Raw genomic sequence first — 25,465 nt, forward strand, 5'->3', positions numbered from 1 at the left:
ATTGTTTGATGATGATCGTTTCCACGCTCCCGCGTGGGAATGCAGCCAGTGACGCAGAGCGTGGGAACGATCAACGAGGGTTGGTTAGGTTTCATTTTCGGAGTCTGGCAATGCCGTTACGCGAAGAATGTCTGTGGGAAATACTGACGCCGCAAAGGCCTGACAACGCCGCGCTCAAAGGCGAGGTGACGGTGGATGTCTGTGTGATCGGCGCCGGTTTCACCGGTTTGTCGGCAGCGGTGCATTTGCTTGAACAGGGCAAAAGCGTCTGTGTGCTGGAGGCCCATCGCGCCGGCCATGGCGGCTCGGGACGTAACGTTGGGCTGGTGAATGCCGGGATGTGGATTCCCCCGGACGAGATTGAAGCCGGTTTCGGTGAAGCGATCGGCAGTCAGCTCAACCGTATGCTCGGCGCGGCGCCATCACTGGTGTTCAGCCTGATCGACAAATACAACATCGATTGCCAGTTGCGCCGCGAGGGCACGCTGCACATGGCCCACAACGCCCGCGGCGAAGCGGATCTGCGCAGTCGTGAAGAACAATGGAAGCGTCGCGGTGCCCCGGTGGAGTTGTTGACGGGGGCTGCCTGCGAAGCTGCCACCGGCACAAAGAAAATCGCCGCCGCCTTGCTTGACCGGCGTGCTGGCACGCTCAATCCAATGGCCTATACCAGCGGTCTGGCCAAGGCTGCGGTCGGTCTGGGTGGGCAGCTGTTCGACCATTCGCCGGTCACTCGGCTTGAGCGTCAGGGCCAGCGCTGGTCGGTGCAGACTGCACAGGGTTCGGTGCTGGCCGAGAAAGTCGTCATTGCCTCCAACGCCTACACCGAAGGCGACTGGACCGAGCTGCGGCGTAACTTCTTCCCCGGGTATTACTATCAAGTGGCCTCAAAACCGCTGACCGAGGACGCGGCGCAACAGATTCTGCCCGGCGGCCAGGGCTCCTGGGATACCCGGCAGGTACTGAGCAGCATTCGTCGGGATGCCGACGGGCGCCTGTTGCTGGGCAGTCTGGGGAATGGCAATCAGAAACCGGCCTGGTTCTTGAAATCCTGGGCCGATCGGGTTCAGCAGCATTACTTCCCTTACCTCAAACCGGTGGAATGGGAATACACCTGGACCGGTTGCATCGCCTTTACGCCCGATCATTTGATGCGCTTGTTCGAACCGGCGCCCGGTTTAGTGGCAGTCACCGGCTATAACGGTCGCGGCGTAACCACCGGCAGCGTGGTTGGCAAAGCCTTCGCCGATTACCTGTGTAACGGAAATCCTCAAGCCTTGCCGATTCCCTTCGCGCCCATGCAGCCACTGGCAGGGGTTGGGCTGCGCAGCTGTTTGTACGAGGCGGGCTTCTCCCTGTATCACGCGGGCCAGTGCTTGCGGATCGTTATCTGATTGTCGAAATCCGGTGCTGGATGCGGCGCTTTTCAGCGAAGCGGCTAGCCTGTAGTGGTGCGGGTTGTAGCAGTCTCGCACCGACAGTGTGCACTTCGGTGACGCAGGTTGTTACAGGGTGGTTGCACGTCATTAAGTGTCTTGGTTGCAATGATGGCACTTGTTGGTTGCGCCTTTTAAAAATAAAGGTTTCACCTCTCGCGGTTTAGACGGTTGCACGCCCAATAAAAAAGGGCTCGAAACAGTCGAAATAACAATATAAGAGCGACTTTTTTCAGAATAAAAAACCTATGGCACGGCCCTTGCTCTGCGCTTGTAGCTGAATCAAAGCTTCCGCTGAAGTTGCTGTGCTAACTAAAAAACCTCAGGAGCACCATCACATGTCGCAGACGTTTTACAGGAAAGGTTTTCTGGCACTCGCAGTCGCTACTGCATTGGGTGTTTCTTCGTTTGTTCAGGCGGATGTCAAAATTGGTGTGGCAGGTCCGATGACCGGTGCTAACGCTTCCTTCGGCTTGCAATACATGAAAGGCGCGCAAGCTGCGGCGGATGCAATCAACGCCCAGGGCGGCATCAACGGCGAAAAAATTGTGCTGGTCCAGGGCGATGACGCCTGCGAACCGAAACAGGCCGTAGCTGTCGCGAACAAGATGGTGCAGGACAAGGTTATCGGCGTTGTCGGGCACTTCTGCTCGTCGTCGACCATCCCTGCTTCCGAGGTCTATTCCGACGCAGGCATCATCGCAATCACTCCAGGTTCTACCAACCCGGCGGTCACCGAGCGCGGCCTGCCTGCCATGTTGCGTTTGTGCGGGCGTGATGACCAGCAAGGTATCGTCGCGGGTAACTACATCGTCGACGTCCTGAAAGGCAAGAAAGTTGCCGTCATCAACGACAAGGACACCTACGGTAAAGGCCTTGCGGACGCGACTGCCAAGCAGTTGACCGCGCGTGGCGTGAAACCGGTTCTTGAAGAAGGCTTGACCCGTGGCGAGAAAGACTTCAGCGCCCTGATCACCAAAGTCCGTTCGGTAGGCGCTGATGTCCTTTACTTCGGCGGCCTGCACCCGGAAGCCGGCCCACTGGTTCACCAACTGCGCGAGCAAGGTCTGAAAGACGTCAAGTTCATGTCCGATGACGGCATCGTGACTGACGAAATGGTCACCACTGCCGGTGGTGCTCCGTTCGTCGATGGCGTGTACATGACCTTTGGCGCTGACCCGCGTCTGATTCCAGACAGCAAGGCTGTCGTGGATACCTTCCGCAAGTCCGGTTACGAGCCTGAAGGCTACACCCTGTACGCCTACGCCACGGTGCAAGCCCTGGCTGCCGGCTTCAACGGCGCCAAGTCGAACAAAGGTGAAGAAGCCAGCAAATGGCTGAAAGCGCACCCGGTGGAGACCGTGATGGGCAAGAAGGAATGGGATAGCAAGGGCGACCTGAAAGTCTCCGACTACGTGGTTTACAAGTGGGACGCTGCGGGCAAATACCACCAGCTGGAAACACAGAAGTGAGATAAGCGCATTGCCAGGCCTGGGTCTCTCGATATCAGTCGTGGGGCGCAGGCCCGGCTTTGGTAATGGGTTCTGCAATCGTGCCGACCCGGTATTTTTCTTCTGAGCCACATGAACCCGGCCAGGTGCGCCTCACAAGGGCTCATCGACACCGGGTTCGCGGTGGCCTCTCAAGTTAGTGAGAGTGCATGATGGACGGTATTTTCCTGCAACAAGTTATCAACGGTCTGACTCTCGGGTCGGTCTACGGCCTGATCGCCATCGGCTACACAATGGTCTACGGCATCATCGGTATGATCAACTTCGCCCACGGCGAGGTTTATATGATTTCCGCGTACCTCGCGGCGATCAGCCTGGCTCTACTGTCCTACTTTGGTGTCGAATCCTTTCCGTTGTTGATCCTGGGCACCTTGCTGTTCACTGTCTTTGTGACCGGTGTGTATGGCTGGGTCATCGAACGCATCGCTTACAAACCGCTGCGCAACTCCACCCGACTGGCACCGCTGATCAGTGCTATCGGCGTTTCTCTGATCCTGCAGAACTACGCACAGATCGCTCAGGGCTCACGGCAACAGGGTATTCCTACGCTGTTGAGCGGTGGACTGAGATTCGATATCGGTACTGGTTTTGTGCAGATCACCTACACCAAGATCTTTATTCTGGTTGCAGCGTTTGTCGGGATGGCCCTGCTGACCTACATCATCAAGTACACCAAGTTGGGGCGCATGTGTCGTGCGACTCAACAAGACCGCAAGATGGCCTCGATCCTCGGGATAAACACTGATCGGGTGATCTCCTACGTGTTCATCATCGGTGCCGCCATGGCTGCGCTGGCCGGTGTCCTGATCACGGTGAACTACGGCACCTTCGATTTCTACGCAGGCTTCGTGATCGGCATCAAGGCCTTCACCGCTGCGGTGCTCGGGGGGATTGGTTCGCTGCCTGGCGCCATGCTTGGCGGGATCATTCTCGGCATCTCCGAGTCGCTGTTTTCCGGCGTGATCAACTCTGACTACAAGGACGTCTTCAGCTTCTCGCTGCTGGTACTGATCCTGATTTTCCGTCCTCAAGGCCTGTTGGGTCGCCCACTCGTGGCGAAGGTATAAGTATGTCCGACGCTAATAACAAACCTATCGATATCAAAAAAAGCCTGATCGACACCGTCCTGGCCGGGTTGATTGCCCTGATTGTCTTCGGCCCGATCGTGGGCGTAGTGCTTGAAGGTTATAGCTACAACCTGCAGCCGACGCGTGTGGCCTGGATGGTCGGGGCGGTGATGATCGGGCGTCTTGTCTTGAGCCTGTTCCTGCAGACCGCCAAGGGCGTGAAGGTACAGCAAAGCTTCGAAGTCATCGGCTCAGGCGTGCATGTGCTGCCGCCTGATTACAAGTCGCGGCTGCGTTTGATCATCCCGGGTTTGATCGTGATCGCTATCGTGTTTCCGATCTTTGCCGACAAGTACCTGCTGACGGTGGTGATCCTGGGACTGATCTACGTGTTGCTGGGCCTTGGCCTGAACATCGTGGTCGGTCTGGCAGGCCTGCTCGACTTGGGTTATGTGGCGTTCTATGCCATCGGCGCCTATGGCCTGGCACTGGGTTATCACTACCTTGGCCTGGGCTTCTGGACCATGTTGCCGCTGTCGGCACTTATGGCGGCGCTGGCCGGATGCATACTCGGCTTCCCGGTCTTGCGCATGCACGGCGACTACCTGGCCATCGTGACCCTGGGCTTCGGTGAAATCATTCGCCTGATACTGACCAACTGGCTGTCCTTCACGGGCGGGCCGAACGGTATGCCGGTGCCATCACCGTCGGTTTTCGGTATTGAGTTCGGGCGCGTGGCGAAGGATGGCGGGATACCCTTCCATGAATTCTTCGGGACTGAATACAATCCGAACGTAAAGTTTATGCTCATCTATGGCGTGCTGTTTCTCGTCGTGATGCTGGTGCTGTACATCAAGCATCGCCTGACCCGCATGCCGGTCGGGCGTGCCTGGGAGGCCTTGCGCGAAGATGAAATCGCTTGCCGCGCCATGGGTCTCAACCACGTACTGGTCAAGCTGTCGGCCTTTACCCTGGGGGCTTCCACTGCCGGTCTGGCCGGTGTGTTTTTCGCCAGCTATCAAGGTTTCGTCAACCCGACCTCGTTCTCGTTCTTCGAATCGGCCTTGATCCTCGCCATCGTCGTGCTCGGCGGCATGGGTTCGACCGTCGGTGTGGTGATCGCCGCGTTCGTGCTGACTGTCGCCCCGGAACTGCTGCGCGGCTTCGCGGAGTACCGAGTGTTGCTGTTCGGCATCCTTATGGTGCTGATGATGATCTGGAAACCGCGTGGCCTGATTCGTATCAGCCGTACCGGTGTGACCCCACGTAAAGGAGTGGCGCCATGAACGATGAAGTCATTCTCTCGGTAGACAACCTGATGATGCACTTTGGCGGGATCAAAGCCCTGAGTGATGTCAGCCTGAAGATCAAACGCAACTCGATCTCTGCTCTGATCGGCCCCAACGGCGCGGGCAAGACCACGGTGTTCAACTGCCTGACCGGGTTTTACAAGGCCACGGGCGGGCACATCCAGCTCAACAGCCGGGGCACCAGCACCAATGTGATCAAGCTGCTGGGTGAACCGTTCAAGGCGACCGATTTCGTCTCGCCAAAAACCTTTGGCAGTCGTCTGTTCTACAAAATGTTCGGTGGCACACACCTGATCAATCGCGCGGGTTTGGCGCGCACCTTCCAGAACATTCGTCTGTTCCGGGAAATGTCGGTATTGGAAAACCTGTTGGTGGCCCAGCATATGTGGGTCAATCGCAACCTGGTGGCGGGGATTCTCAATACCAAGGGTTACCGCAAAGCTGAAAGCGACGCGCTGGACCATGCATTCTATTGGCTGGAAGTGGTGGACCTGGTGGATTGTGCCAACCGTTTGGCCGGGGAACTGTCCTACGGCCAACAACGGCGTCTGGAAATCGCCCGGGCCATGTGCACGCGGCCGCAGATCATTTGCCTGGACGAACCGGCTGCCGGTCTCAACCCGCAGGAAACCGAAGCCCTGAGCAAGATGATTCGGTTACTGCGCGACGAACACGACCTGACCGTGGTGCTGATCGAACACGACATGGGCATGGTCATGAGTATTTCCGATTACATCGTGGTACTTGATCACGGCAACGTGATTGCCGAAGGTGGTCCGGACCAGATCCGCAACGATCCGAAAGTGATTGCTGCGTACCTGGGTGCTGATGAAGAGGAGTTGGTATGAACGAACCGATCCTCGAACTGAAAGAGATCGAAGTGTTTTACGGGCCTATCCAGGCCCTGAAAAAAGTATCGTTGCACATTAACGAAGGTGAAACCGTCAGCCTGATCGGCTCCAACGGTGCCGGCAAGTCGACGCTGCTGATGTCGATCTTCGGTCAGCCGCGGGCCAGCAGCGGGCACATCATCTATCGCGGCGTCGACATCACGCACAAGTCATCGCACTACATCGCCTCCAACGGCATTGCGCAGTCGCCGGAAGGGCGGCGGGTGTTCCCCGACATGACCGTCGAGGAAAACCTGTTGATGGGCACCATCCCCATCGGCGACAAGTTCGCAACCGAAGACATGCAGCGCATGTTCGAGATGTTTCCGCGACTCAAGGAGCGTCGCAATCAGCGCGCCATGACCATGTCCGGCGGCGAACAGCAAATGCTGGCTATCGCTCGGGCACTCATGAGTCGACCCAAGTTGCTGCTGCTCGATGAACCGTCGCTGGGGCTGGCGCCAATCATCGTAAAGCAGATCTTCCATACCCTGCGTGAACTGGCGGCCTCCGGGATGACTATCTTCCTGGTGGAACAGAACGCCAACCATGCGCTGAAGTTGTCGGATCGGGCGTACGTGATGGTCAACGGTAAAATTCGCTTGACCGGCACCGGCGAGGAACTGTTGGTCAACGAAGAGGTGCGCAACGCTTATCTAGGCGGTCACTGAGTTCTCCGTTGCAGGACCCAGCCCCGGCGAGCAATCGCCGGGGCTTTTTTCGGTCTGCAAAACGACACCAATCCCTTGTGGGAGCGGGCTTGCTCGCGATAGCGATCTGTCAGTCACCTCAATGCTGAACATGCCGCCGTCATCGCGAGCAAGCCCGCTCCCACAAGGATCGCGGTGCTCTATCGAGAAATTGTGGAAAACAATATTTATAACCTGCTAAAGCGCGACATAAAGCCGCTGCAAATAGTTGTTTTGTCACGGTTTTGACTTGTCCCCGATTGCTGTGGAACTGGCTGTGGGTAACGTGGGAGTAGCTGGCTGTAAGCCTTGATTGGCGTGGCTTGTAGTGATGCGGTTATTTTTTGATCAATGGTTTTTACGTAGCTTTGAATGGGGGATGTCAACCTTTTTATTGTCACAGAAGAGGGCCGAAAAAGCGTGTTGCAGCCTGTGGATAAGTCTGTGGTTAAACTCTGGAAAGACTCGGCAAGGCGGCGTAGTTACTGGCCTGGCACCATCCTTGATGGTTACACCTGGTGCCACGTTTTTGGCGTGCTACATAGGCAGGGGGCACAGGTCAAGCAAAAAACTTCCATATTGGCGCTCAAAGCCTTGTGGATAGAGGCCTGGCGGCTTTTCGACTTGCCCCCAAAGACTGTGGATCGGCCTGTGGATAAGGTGCGTGTATATGGCTGCGAGGCAGAGCTGACAAGGCCTGGAAATAAGTGAGTGTTTTTTGTACAGGGGCTCTGGCCGAACCCTCATGACGACGGTTATCGGTTCAGGTATTCTGCGCGCCTTGGCGCCCCTGCGAATGGGCGCGTGTCGCTTGACGACCTGGAGCAACTGCATGACCGATAGTCCCGCTTCTGTTCCGGTCGAGCCCGCCAGCCCGATGGCCAGGCTACGCGAGCGAATCACCTATAACGTGGCTCTGCTGGACCTCGGCGGGCGCGGGCTGGTGCTGATCGGCGGGCTGATTTTGCTGGCCTGGATCACCTCCGGTATCTACAAGGTTCAGCCGGACGAGCAAGGTATCGTGCTGCGGTTCGGTCGCTGGCAGCAGACCACCGAATCAGGGCTGCATTATCACTTGCCCTATCCCGTTGAAACGGTACTGCTGCCCAAAATTACCCAGGTCAATCAGCTGCAGTTAGGCAGCGGTGGCAGCGCACAGACCTCCGCCAATACTGGCTCGCGCGACAAGCAGATGCTGACTGGCGACGAGAACATCGTCGAGGCTGATTGCACGGTGTTCTGGCGGATCAAGGACGCGCGATTCTATCTGTTCAAAATCAGTGACCCGGAGCGGTCGGTGAAGGTCGCAGCCGAAAGTGCCCTGCGCGAAGTCATCGGGCGTACGCCGATTCAGTCGGTGATGTCCGACAAGCGCGCACAGATTGCCGATGAAACCCGCGAGCTGCTGCAACAGTTGCTGGACCGCGAGCAGGCCGGGATCCTTATCACTCAGGTGCAGTTGCAACGGGTCGACCCGCCGCCGCAGGTGATCGATGCCTTCAACGACGTGCAGCGTGCCCGCGCCGACCAGGAGCGCGCGCGCAACGAAGCCGAAGCCTATGCCAACGACGTGATTCCCCGTGCTCGCGGCGATGCGGCGCGCATCACCCAGGATGCCGAGGCCTACAAGGCCCAGGTCGGCAACCTGGCCGAGGGGGAGGCAAAGCGTTTTCTCTCGGTCTACAACAGCTATGTGCAATCCAAAGATGTCACCGCCTGGCGTCTTTACATGGAGAGCATGGATGAAGTCCTGAAAAAAGCCTCCAGGGTCGTCATCGACTCCTCTGGAAAGGGCATGTCTGGTGTGGTGCCCTACATGCCGCTCAGCGATCAGGGAAAACCTGTGCACAAGGACGCCCGACCATGAACCTCAAGCTCAAATGGCTGGCCGTGGCAATGGGCGCTGCCGTGCTCTGGGCCTTGGCCGCGTCAGTGTATGTGGTCGACGAGTCGCAACAGGCACTGATCATTCGTTTTGGCGCCCCCATGGGGGTGGCCGGGGAGCCGGGGCTGAAGTTCAAAGTGCCGTTCAGCGATTCGCTGGTGTTCTACGACAGCCGCCTGCAAACCCTCGCTTCCCCTGCCGAGCAGGTCATTCTGGGCGATCAGAAGCGCATTGAGGTCGAGACCTACACCCGCTTTCGCATCAACGATCCGCTCAGGTTTTATCAGACAGTGGGGACGCTGGATCAAGCCAATGCACAACTGACGCAAATGGTCAGCTCTTCGCTACGGCGTAAGCTGGGCGAGATATCGCTGCGCTCGTTGTTGTCGCCGGCCCGTCAGCAGGAAGTTGCGACCATCGAAAAGGACGTTGCGGACAAGGCCCGGGCGCTCGGCATCGAGGTGACTGAAGTGCGCCTGCACCGTGCCGACCTGCCACTGGAGGCCAGCCAGGCGATCTACGACCGGATGAAATCCGAGCGTCAACGCGAAGCCAAGGAGCTACGCGCGCAAGGTTTTGAATGGGCGCAGCAGATCCAGGCCAAAGCCGACCGTGATCGCACGGTGCTGTTGTCCGAGGTCCAGCGCCAGTCGGCGATCACCCATGGAGAGGCGGATGCCGATGCCAACCAGATCCTCTCCGCGGCCTTCAGCAAGGACCCTGAATTCTACAAGTTGTACCGCTCGCTGCAGACCTACCGTCAGTCAATGGCCGACAGCCAGCCGATGCTGGTGTTGACGCCGGACGCCGAATTTCTCAAGCAATTTCGCAGCGGGCCGGCAGCGACCAGTGCCAGGTAGCAATAGCCATGAGCGACCTTGCGGCAGATCGCAGATTCCATTCATGTTGCTGTTGTTGTTCTTGCTGGCGCTCGGGCTGTATGCCGGGTGCGCGGTTCGCTGGGACGATGTTCCCATGACGCATTCTCTTGTCGGGAAACCGCTCCATGTTATTTGAAGGTGCGCTGCACGCGCTGGGTATGACTTTTCAGGTGTTCCTGCTGGACCTGATACTGTCCGGCGACAATGCATTGGTGATTGCGCTGGCCTGTCGCGGGCTACCGCCGCATCAGGTGAGACGGGCAGTGATGATCGGCACCAGTGGCGCTATTGTCCTGCGGGTGCTGCTGACCACGCTGGCCGGCTGGTTGCTGTTGGTACCCTGGCTCAAGCTGGTCGGCGCGGTGCTGTTGCTGGTGATTGCGATTCGGCTATTGACCGGAGAGGAGCCGGACGAGGAGGGCAATCTGGCGGATAGCTCTCTGTCGACGCTGAGTGGCGCGGTGGTGACCGTGTTGACTGCGGATCTGGTCATGAGCATGGACAATGTGGTCGGGCTGGCAGCCGTTGCTCAGGGCAGTGTCTTCTATCTGGTGCTGGGATTGCTGTTGAGCGTACCGCTGTTGATGTTCGGCAGCCTGCAGATCACCCGGCTGCTTGAGCGCCAGCCGTTGCTGGTCTCGATCGGCGGTGCATTGCTGGGTTATGTCGCGGGGGATATCGCGGTCTCCGATCCGGTGGTCGTCGGCTGGGTCAATAGCCAATCGCCTGCGCTCAATCAGGTGGTGCCGCTGCTGTGTGCGATCTTCGTCCTGGTCCAGGCGCGCATTATCCGCCGCCAGCGCGCCCGGCTGCCCAAGCCGGCACCCAGGCTGCGGGCCATGCCCTCGCCAGTGCGGCAGGTGGAGTCTGACAGCCCGCTCAGCGAGCCGGTTGCGCTGCCGGAAGTCGCGTGCGAGGTTGCCGTTACTGACGCCCAATCGCAACCCGTCGCACCTGTGCTGGAGGTCTGCACCAACGAGGCAGCCGATCTGGCGCCGCGGCTGCCTGGTCGATTATTCGGCGCCTATAGTGGGGCAGTGACGGTGCTGGCGGGGTTCGGTGGGATTTTCCTGCTCAGCGGACTGCTGTACAGCCTGATTGGTGGTGTGTCCGCGGGGCTGATACCTACGCCGCAAAAGGACAATGTCTACGTCTGCACGGGGGCGAGTACTACTCTTTATTACCGCCCCGGCGGCAGCTCGGTTCGGATGGTCACGGGCGGCGGCGAAGCCACGGGTTACGTGAGTTACAAGAAGATTCTCTGGGAGAACCAGCAAAACGCAATCAAGGAACTGCACCTGACACCGCCCAGCGAGATCGAAAAGACCAGCGCCACTGTCGTCACCCTCAGTGGTGGCAGTTTCTCGCAGATCCAGTGCGCGCGAGCCCAGTGATGCGATCGGATAAGACCCGGTTGCCGCTACGACGCCAGCCGGGCATGCTGCAAGGTGAATTTCTATTCCAATGGCTGCTTGAAGCCAAACAAGGAGAACACGATGACATCCACCCTGTTTATTACCGGCGCGACTTCCGGTTTTGGTGAAGCCTGTGCCCGTCGGTTTGCCGAGGCCGGTTGGTCACTGGTGCTGACAGGTCGTCGTGAGGAGCGTCTGAATGCCTTGTGCGCCGAGCTCTCCAGGCAGACTGAAGTGCATGGCGTGGTGCTCGATGTGCGCGATCGCAAGGCCATGGAGGAGGCGATTGCCAATCTGCCGCCGTCCTTCAGCAAGCTGCGCGGGCTGATCAACAACGCTGGCCTGGCCCTGGGCGTCGACCCGGCACCCAAGTGTGATCTGGACGACTGGGACACCATGGTCGATACCAACATCAAAGGCCTGATGTACAGCACTCGCCTGTTGCTGCCGCGCTTGATCGCCCACGGTCGCGGCGCCGGGATCATCAACCTTGGCTCCATCGCCGGTAACTATCCGTACCCGGGCAGCCACGTCTACGGCGCGAGCAAAGCTTTCGTCAAACAGTTCTCCTTGAACCTGCGCTGCGACCTGCAAGGCACCGGTGTACGGGTGACCAACATTGAGCCTGGCCTGTGCGAGAGCGAGTTCTCACTGGTGCGCTTTGCCGGTGATCAGGCTCGTTATGACGCTACTTACGCCGGCGCCGAAGCGATCCAGCCGCAGGACATCGCCGAAACGATTTTCTGGGTCCTCAACACCCCGGCCCATATCAACATCAACAGCCTTGAGCTGATGCCGGTGAGCCAGACCTGGAGTGGTTTCGCCATTGAGCGCGGGGCAAAGGGGTAACAACGAGTCAGATCATTCCCACGCTCTGCGTGGGAATGCCTCACTGGATGCTCCGCGTCCACTCCAGATTGTGACGCAGAGCGTCACGGGCTGCATTCCCACGCGGGAGCGTGGCAACGATCATGCGTCAGCCAGTCCGCGATAGCAGGTCGCCAGATGATAAGGCGTGGTCGACGGCATATCCCTGCGGCTGACGGTGCCTGTTGCATCCAGGCACTCATACCAGCCATTGGCATGCAGAAAACGCTGTTGCAGCACGACCAGTTGGCGCTGCAGCAGTGCCTGGCTTTCAGGTCGCAACGTCAGCGCCCGCAAGTATTCAGCTTGTGCCCAGATGCGTTGGGTGCCGTCGCGAACGGTCCCGTCGATCTCCAGCATGCCGCTGACGGTGCCGGTTTGCGGGTCGACACCGACCTGTTCGGCGTAGGTGAAAGCGCGCTCCAGCGAGGCGTGCAGCGGCGTGCCTTTGAGCAATGGGGAAGATTCGAGCAGGAAGAACCATTCAAACTGATGTCCCGGTTCGAACCAGTTATCCACAGCCCCCAGCGGTTTCTCCATCATCACCCCGTGCTGACGGTCGATGAAGCGTCTTTGCATGGCATCGCACAGCGTGCCGAGGGCCGCTTGCACAGTGGCGTCCTCGCGAACCGACAGCGTGGCGAGGAAGGCTTCAGCCAGGTGCATCAACGGGTTCTGCAACGGCCCTGACTTGAGCGATGACCAGTCTCGATCGAGACTGGCCTCATACAACCCCTCGTGCGTGGCGAAGCGCTCGGCAACTACTTCCAGAGCAGCGTTGAGCACCGACTCCACCAGCGGCTCGCGAACCCTGGCCCAGTAATGGGCGCAGGCGAAGATGATGAATGCGTGGGTGTAGAGGTCTTTGCGCTTGTCCAGCGGCGCGCCATGGGCGTCGATACTGTAGAACCAGCCACCGTGCTCGGCATCATGGAAATGCCGCTGCAATGAGCGAAACAATGCCGCAGCACGGTCCTGGGCGGCGGGTACGCGGGGCTCGCCGATCAGGCTTGAGAATAGATACAACTGACGCGCGCAAGCCATGGCCCGGTAGCGTTGTGGCGGCAATGGATGATGTTCGGCGTCCAGCGCCTCGTAAGGCAGCGCCAGTTCTGCATTCCAGCCGGGACCTTGCCAGAGCGGCACGATTAGCTCATGGAAGTGCTGCTGCACGGCAGCGAACAGGGCGGTCAATTCAGGCTGGGAGGCGGAGCTGGAAACATCGGGCATCGGCTGGCGTCGTCACGGCAGGGGTGTTTGCGCGACATGGTAGCAGGCGGTTGGGCGAGAGGCACTGATCGTTCCCACGCTCGCGCGTGGGAACGCCTCAATAGACGCTCTGCGTCTGCTTTTGAAGTGACGCAGAGCGTCACGGGCTGCATTCCCACGCAGAGCGTGGGAACGATCGTCACAGGTGATTTGTCGTCCGACGCAAATCCTGTAGGAGCAGCCGGTCGACGCTCGATTGCTCGCGATGAGGCCCGCCCAGACGATAGAACAATCAGCCTGCCAGCAACCAGACCCCAGTCGCCGCCGACGCTGCCCCGGCCAGGCGAACCAATGGCGCAGCCGCTTGCGGCAACGCGCGCACCAGGGCGTAACCGGCGGCATGCAGCGCCGCGGTGGCGGCAACAAACCCAGCGGCATAGGTCCAGGGGCTGGACATGTCCGGCAGCTCCAGGCCATGGGCCACGCCGTGAAACAGTGCAAACAGTGCCGTTGCGCCAATCGCCAGGCTCAACGGGGGCCGTACCGCCAGTGCCACGGCCAGACCCAACGCCAGCACGGAAGCCGCGATCCCGCTTTCCAGCGCCGGCAGGTGCAGCCCCTCAAAGCCGAGCATGCCGCCGATCAGCAGGGTGCCGACAAAAGTGCATGGCAGTGCCCAGCGTGCGGCGCCTAGCTGTTGTGCGGCCCATAGGCCGACGGCGAGCATCGCCAGCAGGTGATCGAGGCCGCCAATCGGGTGGCTGATACCCGCGATCAAGCCGTTGTCGCCATGGCCGGGGTGGGCGAAGGCCAGGGCCGGGGTGAGTAACAGCGCGAGGGCACCGAGAATACGTTTGAGTGTCATGAATTACACTTTCCTTGTTGGTGTTCTTTTTTAATAAGGGCATCAGGCCGCGGTCAGCAGCCCCTGGCGTTCGATAAAGGCAATGATCGCCTCCAGTCCGAGGCCGGTTTTCTGGTTGCTGAAGACGAACGGCTTATCGCCACGCATGCGTTTGGTGTCGCTGTCCATCATCTCCAGCGAAGCGCCCACCAGCGGTGCCAGGTCGATCTTGTTGATTACCAGCAGGTCGGATTTGCAGATCCCCGGACCGCCCTTGCGTGGCAGCTTGTCGCCGGCCGAGACATCGATCACATAGATGGTCAGGTCGGACAGTTCCGGGCTGAAGGTTGCCGACAGGTTGTCGCCACCGGACTCCACCAGAATCAGGTCCAGGCCCGGGAAGCGCCGGTTGAGTTGATCGACCGCCTCCAGGTTGATCGAGGCATCCTCACGAATCGCCGTGTGCGGGCAGCCGCCGGTTTCCACGCCGATGATCCGCTCCGGGGCCAGTGCCTCGTTACGCACCAGAAAGTCAGCATCTTCGCGGGTGTAGATATCGTTGGTAACCACTGCCAGGTTGTAGCGCTCGCGCAGGGCCAGACACAGGGCCAGAGTCAGGGCGGTCTTGCCGGAACCGACCGGGCCACCGATACCAACGCGCAACGGTTGTGCGTTCATGTGTTTCTCCTAGGAACGGAATAGACGGCTGTACTGGCGCTCATGGGCCATGCATGCCAGGGACAGGCCGAAAGCGGCGCTGCCGTATTGATGAGGAGCGATGTTCGACGCGTTTTGCTGGGCCTGTTGCAGCAGCGGCAGCAGTTCGCTGGTCAGGCGTTGGGCGGCTTGCTGGCCGAGCGGCATGGTCTTCATCAGCACTGCCAATTGGTTTTCCAGCCAGCTCCAGAGCCAGGCGGCCAGCGCGTCCTGCGGGCTGATCTGCCAGGCTCTGGCGGCCAGTGCCCAGCCGAGGGCCAGGTGGGGCTCGGGGCGTTGTGCGAGAAAATCCCGGGCAGGGCCGTCCAGTTCCGGCAAGCCATTAAGCAGTTGTTGCAGGGAATAGCCCATCTGCCGACTTTCCTGGTGCAACTCACGGGTCTCGCGACTGGCACGGTGTTGTTCGCACAGTTGCAGCAGTTCTGCCCAGTCTTCATTCGCCGCGGCGTTGCAATGGGCGAGCAGTAGCGGTGCTTCAAAACGCGCCAGATTGAGCAGCAATTGGTCACTGATCCAGCGTCGGGCACTTTGCGGGTCGATCACTCGCGCTTGCTCCACGGCCATTTCCAGGCCTTGGGAGTAGCTGTAGCCGCCAATCGGCAGTTGCGGACTGGCCAGGCGCAGCAAGGCCCAGGCAGGGTTCATGTACGCACGCCGAACTGGTGCAGGCGCGGCGGGTAGTTGAAATCCTCGTCGCCGTGCCGGGAGTGGTGATGGCCGCCGCCATAGGCACCGTGTTCCGGCTGGAAAGGCGCTTCGAGGGTTTCGGTATGGGCGCCAAGCTGTTCGAGCATGACTTTGAGCACGTAGTCGTCGAGCAGGCGCAACCAGCCATCGCCGACTTGCAGGGCGACGTGCCGATTACCCAGGTGATAGGCGGCGCGGGTCAGTTCGAAGGCATTGGCGCAGGTGACATGCAGCAGTTGCTCGGGGCGAGCGCAGACGCGAACGATACGACCGTCCTCGGATTGGAGGAACTCGCCGTCATGCAACGGTGGCTGACCGCGCTCCAAAAACAGCCCGACGTCTTCACCTTCGGCACTGAAACAGCGCAGACGGCTTTTGCTGCGGGCCTCGAAATTCAGGTGCAGTTCGGCGGCCCAGAGGGGTTGAGGGTCGATTCTGCGATGAATCACCAGCATCGGAAGGCTTCCAGCAATGGACAATGCTCAGGTCAGAGCAAGGGGCTTGCCAATCGGGCGAGATGTGGGAAATGTCTGTCGCAGTGTAGTTTGCGCTAGAAAAAGGTGCGCAGGATTTGGGAGGGTGTGGATAACTTTGGTGCGGTCAGGGAGTTTTTGCACCATCTTGAAGCGATGTGATGATCGTTCCCACGCTCCCGCGTGGGAATGCAGCCCGTGACGCTCTGCGTCACATCCAGAGCGGACGCTGAGCGTCCAGTGAGGCATTCCCACGCGGAGCGTGGGAACGATCTAAAAGGATCAACCTACTCTGTACTCCCCAATCCCTGCCAATGCTTGAGGCCAATAAAGATAAAGCGCAGTTGCTGGGTAATCTTGGCCTGTGGCGTGAGGTGTTCGGGCAGGGCTTCGGCGGGTGGGTCGATGATGTCCGGCAGGGTGGCGAACACGCTTTTGACGATCAAATCGGCCATGACCGTCAGGCCGGCGACATCGAGGTGCTGCAATTTGGGCATCAAGCTCAGGTCTGCGGCCAGGTCCGAGCTGATGTTTTCCCGCAGGGCGGCGATCGCTTGGCGCACTGGCAGCGAGCCACCATATTGTTCGCGGGCGAGAAACAGGAATTGCGAGCGATTGGCCGCGACGACATCGAGAAAAATCCGTACCGAAGCATCGATGATGCCACCCATGACGAACTCATTGTGTCGCACCAGGCGGATGGTGGCGCGGAAGGTCTGACCGACTTCGCTTACCAGCACCAGACCCAGCTGATCCATATCGGCAAAGTGTCGGTAGAAACCTGTTGGTACAATCCCGGCGGTTTTTGCCACTTCGCGCAGGCTCAGGCTGCCGAATCCTCGGCCGCACTCCATCAGGTGGCGAGCAGCGTCCATCAGGGCGTTGCGGGTCTGTTGTTTCTGTTCGGCGCGGGGCAGCATCGGGCGGCGGATTTCCGGTCAAGGACAGCGGCGCACTCTAGCAAATCAACTTTGCCGGCGTCGAACTTGAGTCGAAGTAGAGAAGGGGCGAGGCGTGGGAGGTGCTACTTATACACAGTCAAAGCCCGATCCAGGGATCGGGCTTTTTTCCAGGGCAAGCACAGGCTTAGCTCACGGCTTGATGACGTTCGGCCAGGCGATCAGCGCCGCCTTCGGCTACGGTTTGACCTTGATGAGTGCGGTTGTAGCCATCTTCAGCCAGACCTTTTTGCTCCAGACGGTCACGGCCACCTTCAGCAACGGTTTGGCCTTGTGGAGTACGCTCAAAGCCATCGGCGGCGACTTTGTTACGTTCGATCAAACGGTCCGAACCACCTTCAGCGACGGTCTGAGTGAAAACCGAGTGACCGTGACTGTCTTTCACCTGAGGCGTGGCTTGCTCGGCGGCTGGCAGGGCGAACGCATTGGCGGCCAGGACCGAGAGGGTCAGACTAAGCAGTAATTGGCGTTTCATGATGGGTTGCTCCTCGGGAGGGCGATAAAGTGGGTACGGAGGCAATGCTACTCTTGCTAAATCGATATAAAAGTTCATAACGGCAATGGTAATAATCAACAGAATTGATTGTTTAGAGAAAAGGCTCTAGACCGGGCGCCTCAGGCGGAAGCTTTTGCACTGGAGTGGGTATTTTCGACCCGCTTTCGCCTTGCAAAAGTGCAGGTTCAGTAATGAAAAACTGTCTTGATGGTCAGAAATATGCCGATGTTTGCGCTTGAAAAATTGACCTTAGGGTTAAACCTGCGCACCGTTTGCCAGTCGTAGTTTCCACTGCGGGTCGATTCCAGATCTGCCGCTTCACACGTGCGTCGCAATTGGGGCGCTCAGCCGTAATCAGGAGCCCTGTGCAATGACGCGCACTCGTAAAATTCTCGTTTGGACGGTCGCCAGTCTCATTGTTCTGCTGACCATACTGGTTCTGATCATCGGCCTCTTTGACTGGAACCGGATCAAGCCGCCACTCAACAGCAAAGTCTCTGAAGAGCTGCACCGCGCCTTCGCCATCAACGGCAATCTATCGGTGATCTGGCAGCGCGAGCTCGACGAGGGCGGCTGGCGGGCTCTGGTTCCGTGGCCGCATGTGGTGGCTGAAGACCTGACCCTGGGCAACCCGGACTGGTCGAAGACTGCGCAGATGATCAACCTCAAGCGTGTCGAACTGCGTATCTCGCCGCTGGGGTTGCTGACCCGGCGGGTGGTGATCCCGCGCATTGATCTCACGGAGCCCAATGCCACTCTGGAACGCCTGGCCGATGGCCGTGCCAACTGGACCTTCCGGTTCGCCCCGAAAGACCCGAGCGCCGAACCCTCCCGCTGGGTGGTGGAGATTGGCGCCATCGGTTTCGACAAGGGCCACATCACCTTCGACGATCAAAGCCTGAAAACCCGGCTCGACCTGCTGATCGATCCGCTGGGCAAGCCGATCCCGTTCAGTGACATCGTCGGCGATACGGCGGCAAAAAAGGCACTTGAGAAGGGTTCTGCGCCACAGGATTACGCGTTTGCCTTGAAGGTCGAAGGCCAATACCACGACCAAAAACTTGCAGGTACCGGCAAGATCGGTGGTCTGCTGGCGTTGCAGGACGCTGCCAAGCCATTCCCGCTGCAAGCCCGGGTCAGGATCGCAGACACCAGCGTCGAGCTGGCCGGCACCCTGACTGACCCGCTCAATCTCGGCGCGCTGGATTTGCGTCTGAAGCTGGCCGGCAGCAGCCTGGCTAACCTCTATCCCCTGACCGGCGTGACATTGCCGGATTCGTCGGCCTATGCAACCGATGGTCACCTGATCGCCAACCTGCGTGAGGCGGATGGCGCTTCGTTTCGTTATGAGGAATTCAACGGCAAGATCGGCAGCAGCGACATTCACGGCAATCTGGCCTATATCGCCAGTAAACCGCGGCCCAGACTCAGCGGTGCGCTGATCTCCGATCAACTGCGGTTTGCTGACCTCGCACCGCTGATTGGCGCCGATTCGAACGCCAGGCAAAAAACCCGTGGTGGCGAAGGCAAGCAGTCGGCGACCAAGGTGCTGCCGGTCGAAGAATTTCGTACCGAACGCTGGCGCGATATGGATGCGAATGTCGAGTTTACTGGCAAACGCATTGTCCACAGCGCCGGGCTGCCCTTCACTGATCTCTACACTCACCTGATTCTCAATGACGGTCAGCTGAGCCTTGAGCCTCTGCGTTTTGGCGTGGCCGGCGGCAAGCTGGATGCGCAGATTCGTCTTGATGGCCGCACGGAACCGCTGCAAGGGCGGGCGAAACTGACGGCACGTAATTTCAAACTCAAGCAACTGTTCCCGACCTTCGAACCGATGAAAACCAGTTTTGGCGAGCTCAACGGTGATGCTGACATCGCGGGTCGCGGCAACTCGGTGGCGGCGTTGCTGGGGACCGCCAATGGTGATCTGAAAATGCTGATCAACGATGGCGCCATTAGCCGCAGCCTGATGGAAATTGCCGGGCTCAATGTCGGCAATTACGTGGTCGGGAAGATGTTTGGCGACAAGGAAGTGAAGATCAACTGTGCGGCGGCTGACTTCGACATCAAGACCGGGTTGGCCACGACCCGCCTGTTTGTGTTCGATACCGAGAACGCGATCATCTACATCAACGGCACAGCCAACATGGCCAGCGAGCAGCTGGACTTGACGATCACCCCGGATTCCAAGGGCATGCGCCTGTTCTCGCTACGTTCGCCGCTGTATGTGCGCGGTCCCTTCATCAAACCGGATGCCGGTGTGAAAGCGGTGCCCTTGATGTTGCGCGGTGCCGGGATGGTGGCGTTGGGGGTGATTGCCGGGCCTGCTGCGGGGCTGCTGGCCCTGGTGGCGCCAAGCGGTGGAGAGCCGAATCAATGTGCGCCGCTGCTGGCACAGATGAAGGCAGGTACGGCACCGGTGATGGTCAAGTCGAGCAAGTGATTTTCATGGCATCTGCCATGACGCCATCGCAAGTTGCCCGTGAGCATCGCTGACCCGACCTGGACCGCTATCGGGGTGGCCGGGTTGAAATAGCGTCATGGGCTTGTCATCGAGGCTGCCGATGCTGGCTCATTCCCCAGCCATTACGTCTAGGATGGGAGGCTCAGGTCAGGTCAGGAACGTTCGTCCATGCCGCAAGAATCCGCCACGCGTTATCCCTTGGTGTTGGTCCCGGGGATGTTGGGGTTTATCCGCTTGTTGCTCTACCCATACTGGTACGGAATTATTTCGGCCCTGCGCCGTGGCGGGGCGACGGTGATCGCAGTGCAAGTCTCGCCGCTCAACTCCAGTGAGGTGCGCGGTGAGCAGCTGTTGATGCGCATCGAAGCGATTTTGCGCGAGACCGGTGCCGCCAAAGTCAATTTGATCGGCCACAGCCAAGGTTCGTTGACGGCGCGTTACGCCGCAGCCAAACGCCCGGACTGGGTGGCCTCGGTGACCTCGGTGGCGGGTCCGAATCATGGATCAGAGTTGGCGGATTACCTGCACATCCATTACCCCTCGGACAGTCCTCGCGGGCGCCTGCTGAGCTTTGCGCTGTGGCTGATCGCGGCGTTGATGAGCCTGCTGGAAACCGGCTATCGCGGGCCGAAATTGCCGGTGGATATCCAGGCCTCCCACCAATCGCTGACCACCGAGGGCGTGGCGTTGTTCAACCGCCAATACCCCCAGGGTTTGCCCGACACGTGGGGCGGGCACGGTGCTGAAGTGGTCAACGGTGTGCGCTATTACTCCTGGTCCGGGACCTTGCAGCCGGGCAAGACTGATCGGGGCTGTAACCTGTTTGATGGCACTAACCGCAGCTGCCGGTTATTTGCCAAAACCTTCGTCCGCGAAGCCGGGCACTGCGATGGCATGGTCGGGCGCTACAGCTCCCACCTGGGCACGGTGATTGGCGATGAGTATCCGCTGGATCACTTCGACATCGTCAACCAGTCACTGGGACTGGTGGGCAAAGGCGCCGAGCCGATTCGGTTGTTTGTCGAGCATGCACAGAGGTTGAAGATGGCGGGTGTGTAGTCGCGTTTCTTGATACTGACCGCGTTATCGTTCATCGCGATGTTCCAGCGCCAGGCCGGCTGTCCTCTGGAGCATAATCGTCGGACTCACCTACAGATTCAGTGAAGGCGTAACAGCGGTTGTCTACACTGCGAAAGAAGCCGTGCCCCTCGGTGCGGTAACAAGGAGAAAACTCCATGAAGATGCTGCGTATCCCTTTGTTGATGGTGGGTTTGCTGATCTGTTCCCAAGGCTTTGCCGCCACTGCCCAACAGAACAAGATGGCCACTTGTAACGCCGATGCCACCGCGAAAACCCTCAAAGGCGACGAGCGCAAAGCCTTTATGAGCACGTGCCTGAAAGCCGCGCCAGCGGCACAAGCAGCCAAACCAATGACGCCTCAACAAGAGAAGATGAAAACCTGCAACGCCACGGCCGCTACTCAGGCGCTTAAAGGGGATGCACGCAAAACCTTCATGAGTGATTGCCTGAAGAAAAAATAACCCGGGCTCTCGTCGTAGGAGCAGGGGGGGGGCCAGGCGTCCCCGCTGCTACTACAGATATCCTTGCGCTCGCTTCAGCGTCTGAACGCTGGCAGACTGCCAATCCTTTAACGCCGTTCGTTTTGAGGCTGTATGCCAACGTTTTCTCAGCGTCATCTATTGTTCTTCAGTTGGGTGATCATTTTTGGCGGCTTGTTGTTGATCTTGCCGCTGCGCTTGTTGCCGAGTCTGCTCGCCGGTTTGCTGGTGTTCGAACTGGTCAACATGCTTACCCCGCAACTGCAACGGTTGATCGAAGGGCGACGGGCGCGCTGGTTGGCGGTGGCGTTGCTCGGCACCCTGGTGGTCAGCGTACTGACGCTGATTTTTGCCGGGGCCATTAGCTTCCTGCTGCATGAAGCGGAGAATCCCGGGGCTTCCCTGGACAAATTCATGGGCGTGGTGGACAAGGCTCGCGGGCAACTGCCGCCGTTTATCGACGCCTATTTACCGGCCAGCGCGGCCGAGTTCCGGGTGGCCATCGGCGACTGGGTGACCAAGCACCTGAGCGATCTGCAATTGGTTGGCAAGGACGCGGCGCACATGTTCGTGACACTGCTGATCGGCATGGTGCTCGGTGCAATCATCGCCTTGCAGCGGGCGCCGGACCTCACCAACCGCAAACCGCTGGCGGCGGCGTTGTTCGATCGGCTGCACCTTTTGGTACAGGCGTTTCGCAATATCGTCTTCGCGCAGATCAAGATTTCCCTGCTCAACACGACGTTCACTGCAGTCTTCCTTGCACTGATCCTGCCGATGTTCGGGATCAAATTGCCGCTGACCAAAACCCTGATCGTGCTGACTTTCCTGCTCGGCCTGCTACCGGTCATCGGTAATCTGATGTCGAATACGTTGATCACTATCGTCGGATTGTCGCTGTCGATTTGGGTGGCAGTGGCAGCGCTGGGTTATCTGATTTTTATCCACAAGCTGGAATACTTCCTCAACGCGCGGATCGTCGGCGGGCAGATCAGTGCCAAGTCCTGGGAGTTACTGCTGGCAATGCTGGTGTTCGAAGCCGCGTTCGGCCTGCCGGGAGTGGTGGCAGGGCCGATTTATTACGCGTATTTGAAGAGTGAGTTGAAACAGGTGGGGTTGGTTTAGGCTGCAGGTTGTTGTTGATCGTTCCCACGCTCTGCGTGGGAATGCATCCGGTGACGCTCCGCGTCACATCCAAAGTGGACGCAGAGCGTCCATGGCGGCATTCCCACTCGGAGCGTGGGACCGATCTGCAGGCAGGACTCAGCAGCCGTACCGCTTCATGGCTTCGATCGCCAGACCGCTGCCGATGCTGCCGAAGATATTCCCTTCAACATGCCGCGCGTTCGGCAGCATCGCCGAGACGCTCTGGCGCAGGGCCGGGATGCCACTCGAACCGCCGGTGAAGAACACCGTGTCGACCTGATCGACGCGCACATCGGCATCGCTCAGCAAGCTGGTAACGCTGTTGCGGATGCGTTCGAGCTGATTGTCGATGGCCGACTCGAACAGCACCCGGCTCAATTCCACGCTCAAACCAGGCTCGATGCGATCAAGCGGCACATGGCGGCTTTCGGCGTGGGTCAGCTGGATCTTGGTTTCTTCCACTTCCATCGCCAGCCAGTGCCCGGCGCGCTGTTCTATCAGCTTGAACAGACGGTCGATGCCACCGGTGTCTTCGATGTCGTAGCGCATGCTGCCCAAGGCGAGCTGGGATTTCTGCGAATACACCGAGTTGATCGTGTGCCAGGTCGCCAGGTTCATGTGGTGGCTGGTGGGCATGTAGGCCTGGCTCTTCATCCGGCTGCCGTAACCGAACAGTGGCATTACGCCTTGCAGGCTCAACTGCTTGTCGAAGTCAGTCCCGCCCACATGCACACCGCCGGTGGCGAGGATGTCATCGTGGCGCTGGTCCATAGCGCGGCGCTCCGGGGACAAACGCACCAGCGAGAAGTCCGAAGTACCACCGCCGATGTCGACGATCAGCACCAGCTCTTCGCGCTCAATGGTCGACTCATAGTCGAAGGCCGCGGCAATCGGTTCGTACTGAAAGGACACGTCCTTGAAGCCGATAGCACGTGCCACGTCCACCAGCGTGTTTTCAGCCTCTTGGTCGGCCATCGGATCATCGTCGACAAAAAACACCGGCCGGCCGAGCACGACTTCTTCGAACTCATGACCGGCGGTCGCCTCGGCGCGTTTCTTCAACTGACCGATGAACAGCCCGAGCAGATCCTTGAATGGCATGGCCGTGCCAAGCACGCTGGTGTCGTGCTTGATCAGCTTGGAGCCCAGCAGGCTCTTGAGCGAGCGCATCAACCGGCCTTCGTAGCCTTCCAGGTATTCGTGCAACGCCAGCCGACCGTAGACCGGGCGGCGTTCCTCGATGTTGAAGAAGACCACCGATGGAAGGGTGATCTTGTCGTCCTCCAGCGCGATAAGCGTTTCCATGCCGGGACGCAGCCAGCCGACAGTGGAGTTGGACGTGCCGAAGTCGATGCCGCAGGCACGGGCTGGAGATGCGTTTTTCATGTCTTTCGAGTTCCGGTTAAAAAACGGCCGCGCAGTGTATGTCAGCGCGGTGAAGAATCGTAGGCCGACTATCCGCTAAATCACGCGATTAAGCAGACTTGAAAGACTATCCTTCACCCCCAAACTTGCAGGCATGGGCCTGGTAGCCTCAGAACGCTCAAAATAGGTGCGCCGGCTGCCGATAAACTTCTGATGCACCGCTCGGTCACAAGATCGAGATCGGTCAATCCAAACGCTGCCAAAGAGAGCATGCTGTGCCTGGCTGCGTGATATCGATAACGGATGGTGATTGCCTCGATGGACTTCAAAGACTATTACAAGATTCTCGGTGTGGAGCCGACTGCGGACGACAAGGCGATCAAGGCCGCGTACCGCAAACTGGCACGTAAATACCACCCCGACGTCAGCAAGGAAAGGGACGCCGAGAGCAAGTTCAAGGACGCGTCCGAGGCGTATGAGGCGCTGAAAAGTGCCGACAAGCGCGCCGAATACGATGATCTGCGCAAATATGGCCAGCATGGCCAGCCGTTCCAGGGCCCGCCGGGTTGGCAGAGACGTGGTGGCGCTGGTGCAGGTGCAGGTGGTTACGGGCAGGACACCGGCGATTTTTCGGACTTTTTCAGTTCGATCTTCGGCTCGCGTGGCAGTGGTTTTGGTGGTGGACAATCAGGTCGTAGCACCGGTCGTAGAGGGCAGGATGTGGAAATGGAGTTGCCGATTTTTCTGGAAGAGACCCTGTCGACCGAGTCGAAGAAGGTCAGCTTTCAGGTGCCGCAGTACAACGCCGCCGGTCAGCACGTCAGCAACACCAGCAAAAGCCTGAACGTGAAGATCCCGGCCGGCGTGACCGACGGCGAGCGCATCCGCCTCAAAGGCCAGGGGGCACCGGGTGTAGGCGGGGGGACCAATGGCGACTTGTACCTGACCATCCGTTTCGCGCCACATCCCAAATTCGATGTCGAAGGTGAAAACCTGATCATCACCCTGCCGCTGGCCCCTTGGGAGCTGGCGCTGGGCACTGAAGTCGCGGTGCCGACCCTGACCGGCAAGATCCATCTGAAGGTTCCGGCCGGCAGCCAGAACGGCCAACGCATGCGAGCCAAAGGCCATGGTCTGCTGAACAAGGCTGGCCACCGTGGTTATCTGTTCGTGCAATTGAAAGCGGTCATGCCCAAACACAGCAACGACGCGATCAAGGCGTTGTGGCAGGAACTGGCGCAAAAAGCCGCTTTTGACCCGAGAGAACACTGGAGTAACTGATCATGCGCAGTACCCTGATCGTTCAACTGGACATGGAAGAATTCTGTGAGGTGACTGACTTGTCGGCTGCTTACGTGATCGAAATCGTCGAACACGGCATCCTCGAACCTCAGGGTAACGGGCCCGGGAATTGGCGTTTTACCGACTACGAAGTGGCTGTGGCCAAACGTGCGATCAAGCTGCGTCGGGATCTTGAACTCGAATGGGAAGGGGTCGCCCTGGCCCTGGACCTGCTTGAGGAGGTCCAGCAACTGCGGGCAGAGAATCAGATGCTCAAACAGCGGTTGGGGCGACTGGTGGTGGAATAAACG

At 59.2% G+C, this 25,465-nt stretch carries 24 protein-coding genes; 16 read left to right on the forward strand and 8 right to left on the reverse strand.

Going from position 1 to position 25,465, the window contains the following annotated elements; all coding sequences use genetic code 11:
* Positions 1–110: 110 nt before the first annotated feature.
* From amaA to AC07UI_RS16345, 10 genes are all read left to right on the forward strand, one after another.
* The gene (gene amaA / locus AC07UI_RS16300) at positions 111–1,394 is read left to right on the forward strand and encodes an L-pipecolate oxidase (RefSeq protein WP_494993457.1); all 1,284 of its coding nucleotides are present in this window, start codon (positions 111–113) and stop codon (positions 1,392–1,394) included.
* Positions 1,395–1,774: 380 nt separating this feature from the next.
* The gene (locus tag AC07UI_RS16305) at positions 1,775–2,908 is read left to right on the forward strand and encodes an ABC transporter substrate-binding protein (RefSeq protein ID WP_494993458.1); all 1,134 of its coding nucleotides are present in this window, start codon (positions 1,775–1,777) and stop codon (positions 2,906–2,908) included.
* A gap of 191 nt (positions 2,909–3,099) precedes the next feature.
* Positions 3,100–4,014 (forward strand): ABC transporter permease subunit, encoded by a 915-nt coding sequence (locus tag AC07UI_RS16310; RefSeq protein ID WP_494993626.1) that lies wholly within the window; start codon positions 3,100–3,102, stop codon positions 4,012–4,014.
* A 2-nt stretch (positions 4,015–4,016) separates the two neighbouring features.
* Entirely contained in the window at positions 4,017–5,300 is a 1,284-nt protein-coding gene (livM, locus tag AC07UI_RS16315; RefSeq protein ID WP_494993459.1) for a high-affinity branched-chain amino acid ABC transporter permease LivM, read from the forward strand.
* Positions 5,297–6,172, forward strand: a complete 876-nt coding sequence (locus AC07UI_RS16320; protein WP_494993460.1) for an ABC transporter ATP-binding protein — start codon at positions 5,297–5,299, stop codon at positions 6,170–6,172. The genes livM and AC07UI_RS16320 overlap by 4 nt, the downstream gene beginning before the upstream one ends.
* Positions 6,169–6,885, forward strand: coding sequence for an ABC transporter ATP-binding protein (locus tag AC07UI_RS16325; RefSeq protein ID WP_494993461.1), 717 nt, complete (start codon positions 6,169–6,171; stop codon positions 6,883–6,885). The genes AC07UI_RS16320 and AC07UI_RS16325 overlap by 4 nt, the downstream gene beginning before the upstream one ends.
* Before the next feature lie 850 nt (positions 6,886–7,735).
* Entirely contained in the window at positions 7,736–8,770 is a 1,035-nt protein-coding gene (hflK, locus tag AC07UI_RS16330) for an FtsH protease activity modulator HflK (protein ID WP_494993462.1), read from the forward strand.
* Positions 8,767–9,648: a protease modulator HflC gene (gene hflC, locus AC07UI_RS16335; RefSeq protein ID WP_494993463.1), complete on the forward strand. Its 882-nt coding sequence runs from the start codon at positions 8,767–8,769 to the stop codon at positions 9,646–9,648. The genes hflK and hflC overlap by 4 nt, the downstream gene beginning before the upstream one ends.
* A gap of 146 nt (positions 9,649–9,794) precedes the next feature.
* On the forward strand, positions 9,795–11,063 hold the full coding sequence (locus AC07UI_RS16340; protein WP_494993464.1) for a TerC family protein: 1,269 nt from the start codon (positions 9,795–9,797) through the stop codon (positions 11,061–11,063).
* Positions 11,064–11,165: 102 nt separating this feature from the next.
* Entirely contained in the window at positions 11,166–11,933 is a 768-nt protein-coding gene (locus AC07UI_RS16345) for an SDR family oxidoreductase (RefSeq protein ID WP_494993465.1), read from the forward strand.
* Between the two features lie 120 nt (positions 11,934–12,053).
* Here the strand turns inward: AC07UI_RS16345 and AC07UI_RS16350 are convergent, their stop codons facing one another.
* From AC07UI_RS16350 to AC07UI_RS16380, 7 genes are all read right to left on the reverse strand, one after another.
* The gene (locus AC07UI_RS16350) at positions 12,054–13,181 is read right to left on the reverse strand and encodes an AGE family epimerase/isomerase (RefSeq protein ID WP_494993466.1); all 1,128 of its coding nucleotides are present in this window, start codon (positions 13,179–13,181) and stop codon (positions 12,054–12,056) included.
* 271 nt (positions 13,182–13,452) lie between these two features.
* Positions 13,453–14,025, reverse strand: a complete 573-nt coding sequence (locus AC07UI_RS16355; RefSeq protein WP_494993467.1) for a HupE/UreJ family protein — start codon at positions 14,023–14,025, stop codon at positions 13,453–13,455.
* Between the two features lie 42 nt (positions 14,026–14,067).
* Positions 14,068–14,682 (reverse strand): urease accessory protein UreG, encoded by a 615-nt coding sequence (ureG, locus tag AC07UI_RS16360; protein WP_494993468.1) that lies wholly within the window; start codon positions 14,680–14,682, stop codon positions 14,068–14,070.
* Between the two features lie 9 nt (positions 14,683–14,691).
* A complete protein-coding gene (locus tag AC07UI_RS16365) occupies positions 14,692–15,366 on the reverse strand; it encodes an urease accessory protein UreF (protein WP_494993469.1) in 675 nt (224 codons plus the stop codon).
* On the reverse strand, positions 15,363–15,863 hold the full coding sequence (gene ureE / locus AC07UI_RS16370; RefSeq protein WP_494993470.1) for an urease accessory protein UreE: 501 nt from the start codon (positions 15,861–15,863) through the stop codon (positions 15,363–15,365). The genes AC07UI_RS16365 and ureE overlap by 4 nt, the downstream gene beginning before the upstream one ends.
* Before the next feature lie 305 nt (positions 15,864–16,168).
* Positions 16,169–16,801 carry a TetR family transcriptional regulator gene (locus tag AC07UI_RS16375; protein WP_494993471.1) on the reverse strand — a complete coding sequence of 211 codons (633 nt, stop codon included), beginning with the start codon at positions 16,799–16,801 and terminating at the stop codon, positions 16,169–16,171.
* 166 nt (positions 16,802–16,967) lie between these two features.
* Entirely contained in the window at positions 16,968–17,315 is a 348-nt protein-coding gene (locus tag AC07UI_RS16380) for a hypothetical protein (RefSeq protein WP_494993472.1), read from the reverse strand.
* A 391-nt stretch (positions 17,316–17,706) separates the two neighbouring features.
* Here AC07UI_RS16380 and AC07UI_RS16385 point away from each other — a divergent pair, with 391 nt between their 5' ends.
* From AC07UI_RS16385 to AC07UI_RS16400, 4 genes are all read left to right on the forward strand, one after another.
* The gene (locus AC07UI_RS16385) at positions 17,707–19,782 is read left to right on the forward strand and encodes an AsmA family protein (RefSeq protein ID WP_494993473.1); all 2,076 of its coding nucleotides are present in this window, start codon (positions 17,707–17,709) and stop codon (positions 19,780–19,782) included.
* 189 nt (positions 19,783–19,971) lie between these two features.
* Positions 19,972–20,862 (forward strand): esterase/lipase family protein, encoded by an 891-nt coding sequence (locus tag AC07UI_RS16390; RefSeq protein ID WP_494993474.1) that lies wholly within the window; start codon positions 19,972–19,974, stop codon positions 20,860–20,862.
* A gap of 176 nt (positions 20,863–21,038) precedes the next feature.
* The gene (locus AC07UI_RS16395; protein WP_494993475.1) at positions 21,039–21,344 is read left to right on the forward strand and encodes a PsiF family protein; all 306 of its coding nucleotides are present in this window, start codon (positions 21,039–21,041) and stop codon (positions 21,342–21,344) included.
* Positions 21,345–21,476: 132 nt separating this feature from the next.
* Positions 21,477–22,487 (forward strand): AI-2E family transporter, encoded by a 1,011-nt coding sequence (locus tag AC07UI_RS16400; RefSeq protein ID WP_494993476.1) that lies wholly within the window; start codon positions 21,477–21,479, stop codon positions 22,485–22,487.
* A 138-nt stretch (positions 22,488–22,625) separates the two neighbouring features.
* On the opposite strand, the gene AC07UI_RS16405 is transcribed toward AC07UI_RS16400, so the two are convergent.
* On the reverse strand, positions 22,626–23,894 hold the full coding sequence (locus AC07UI_RS16405) for an Hsp70 family protein (protein ID WP_494993477.1): 1,269 nt from the start codon (positions 23,892–23,894) through the stop codon (positions 22,626–22,628).
* Positions 23,895–24,191: 297 nt separating this feature from the next.
* On the opposite strand from AC07UI_RS16405, the gene AC07UI_RS16410 reads away from it, so the two are divergent.
* Positions 24,192–25,154 (forward strand): DnaJ C-terminal domain-containing protein, encoded by a 963-nt coding sequence (locus tag AC07UI_RS16410; RefSeq protein WP_494993478.1) that lies wholly within the window; start codon positions 24,192–24,194, stop codon positions 25,152–25,154.
* Positions 25,155–25,156: 2 nt separating this feature from the next.
* Positions 25,157–25,462 (forward strand): chaperone modulator CbpM, encoded by a 306-nt coding sequence (locus tag AC07UI_RS16415; RefSeq protein WP_494993479.1) that lies wholly within the window; start codon positions 25,157–25,159, stop codon positions 25,460–25,462.
* Positions 25,463–25,465: the final 3 nt, after the last annotated feature.

This window comes from Pseudomonas sp. GW821-FHT04C07 (genome assembly GCF_059420325.1).

What these genes read in the sequence shown, in the direction of transcription:
- amaA (WP_494993457.1), top strand. Translation starts at nt 111, where the DNA reads ATGCCGTTACGCGAAGAATGTCTGTGGGAAATACTGACGCCGCAAAGG.
- AC07UI_RS16305 (WP_494993458.1), top strand. Translation starts at nt 1,775, where the DNA reads ATGTCGCAGACGTTTTACAGGAAAGGTTTTCTGGCACTCGCAGTCGCT.
- AC07UI_RS16310 (WP_494993626.1), top strand. Translation starts at nt 3,100, where the DNA reads ATGGACGGTATTTTCCTGCAACAAGTTATCAACGGTCTGACTCTCGGG.
- livM (WP_494993459.1), top strand. Translation starts at nt 4,017, where the DNA reads ATGTCCGACGCTAATAACAAACCTATCGATATCAAAAAAAGCCTGATC.
- AC07UI_RS16320 (WP_494993460.1), top strand. Translation starts at nt 5,297, where the DNA reads ATGAACGATGAAGTCATTCTCTCGGTAGACAACCTGATGATGCACTTT.
- AC07UI_RS16325 (WP_494993461.1), top strand. Translation starts at nt 6,169, where the DNA reads ATGAACGAACCGATCCTCGAACTGAAAGAGATCGAAGTGTTTTACGGG.
- hflK (WP_494993462.1), top strand. Translation starts at nt 7,736, where the DNA reads ATGACCGATAGTCCCGCTTCTGTTCCGGTCGAGCCCGCCAGCCCGATG.
- hflC (WP_494993463.1), top strand. Translation starts at nt 8,767, where the DNA reads ATGAACCTCAAGCTCAAATGGCTGGCCGTGGCAATGGGCGCTGCCGTG.
- AC07UI_RS16340 (WP_494993464.1), top strand. Translation starts at nt 9,795, where the DNA reads ATGTTATTTGAAGGTGCGCTGCACGCGCTGGGTATGACTTTTCAGGTG.
- AC07UI_RS16345 (WP_494993465.1), top strand. Translation starts at nt 11,166, where the DNA reads ATGACATCCACCCTGTTTATTACCGGCGCGACTTCCGGTTTTGGTGAA.
- AC07UI_RS16350 (WP_494993466.1), bottom strand. Translation starts at nt 13,181, where the DNA reads ATGCCCGATGTTTCCAGCTCCGCCTCCCAGCCTGAATTGACCGCCCTG.
- AC07UI_RS16355 (WP_494993467.1), bottom strand. Translation starts at nt 14,025, where the DNA reads ATGACACTCAAACGTATTCTCGGTGCCCTCGCGCTGTTACTCACCCCG.
- ureG (WP_494993468.1), bottom strand. Translation starts at nt 14,682, where the DNA reads ATGAACGCACAACCGTTGCGCGTTGGTATCGGTGGCCCGGTCGGTTCC.
- AC07UI_RS16365 (WP_494993469.1), bottom strand. Translation starts at nt 15,366, where the DNA reads ATGAACCCTGCCTGGGCCTTGCTGCGCCTGGCCAGTCCGCAACTGCCG.
- ureE (WP_494993470.1), bottom strand. Translation starts at nt 15,863, where the DNA reads ATGCTGGTGATTCATCGCAGAATCGACCCTCAACCCCTCTGGGCCGCC.
- AC07UI_RS16375 (WP_494993471.1), bottom strand. Translation starts at nt 16,801, where the DNA reads ATGCTGCCCCGCGCCGAACAGAAACAACAGACCCGCAACGCCCTGATG.
- AC07UI_RS16380 (WP_494993472.1), bottom strand. Translation starts at nt 17,315, where the DNA reads ATGAAACGCCAATTACTGCTTAGTCTGACCCTCTCGGTCCTGGCCGCC.
- AC07UI_RS16385 (WP_494993473.1), top strand. Translation starts at nt 17,707, where the DNA reads ATGACGCGCACTCGTAAAATTCTCGTTTGGACGGTCGCCAGTCTCATT.
- AC07UI_RS16390 (WP_494993474.1), top strand. Translation starts at nt 19,972, where the DNA reads ATGCCGCAAGAATCCGCCACGCGTTATCCCTTGGTGTTGGTCCCGGGG.
- AC07UI_RS16395 (WP_494993475.1), top strand. Translation starts at nt 21,039, where the DNA reads ATGAAGATGCTGCGTATCCCTTTGTTGATGGTGGGTTTGCTGATCTGT.
- AC07UI_RS16400 (WP_494993476.1), top strand. Translation starts at nt 21,477, where the DNA reads ATGCCAACGTTTTCTCAGCGTCATCTATTGTTCTTCAGTTGGGTGATC.
- AC07UI_RS16405 (WP_494993477.1), bottom strand. Translation starts at nt 23,894, where the DNA reads ATGAAAAACGCATCTCCAGCCCGTGCCTGCGGCATCGACTTCGGCACG.
- AC07UI_RS16410 (WP_494993478.1), top strand. Translation starts at nt 24,192, where the DNA reads ATGGACTTCAAAGACTATTACAAGATTCTCGGTGTGGAGCCGACTGCG.
- AC07UI_RS16415 (WP_494993479.1), top strand. Translation starts at nt 25,157, where the DNA reads ATGCGCAGTACCCTGATCGTTCAACTGGACATGGAAGAATTCTGTGAG.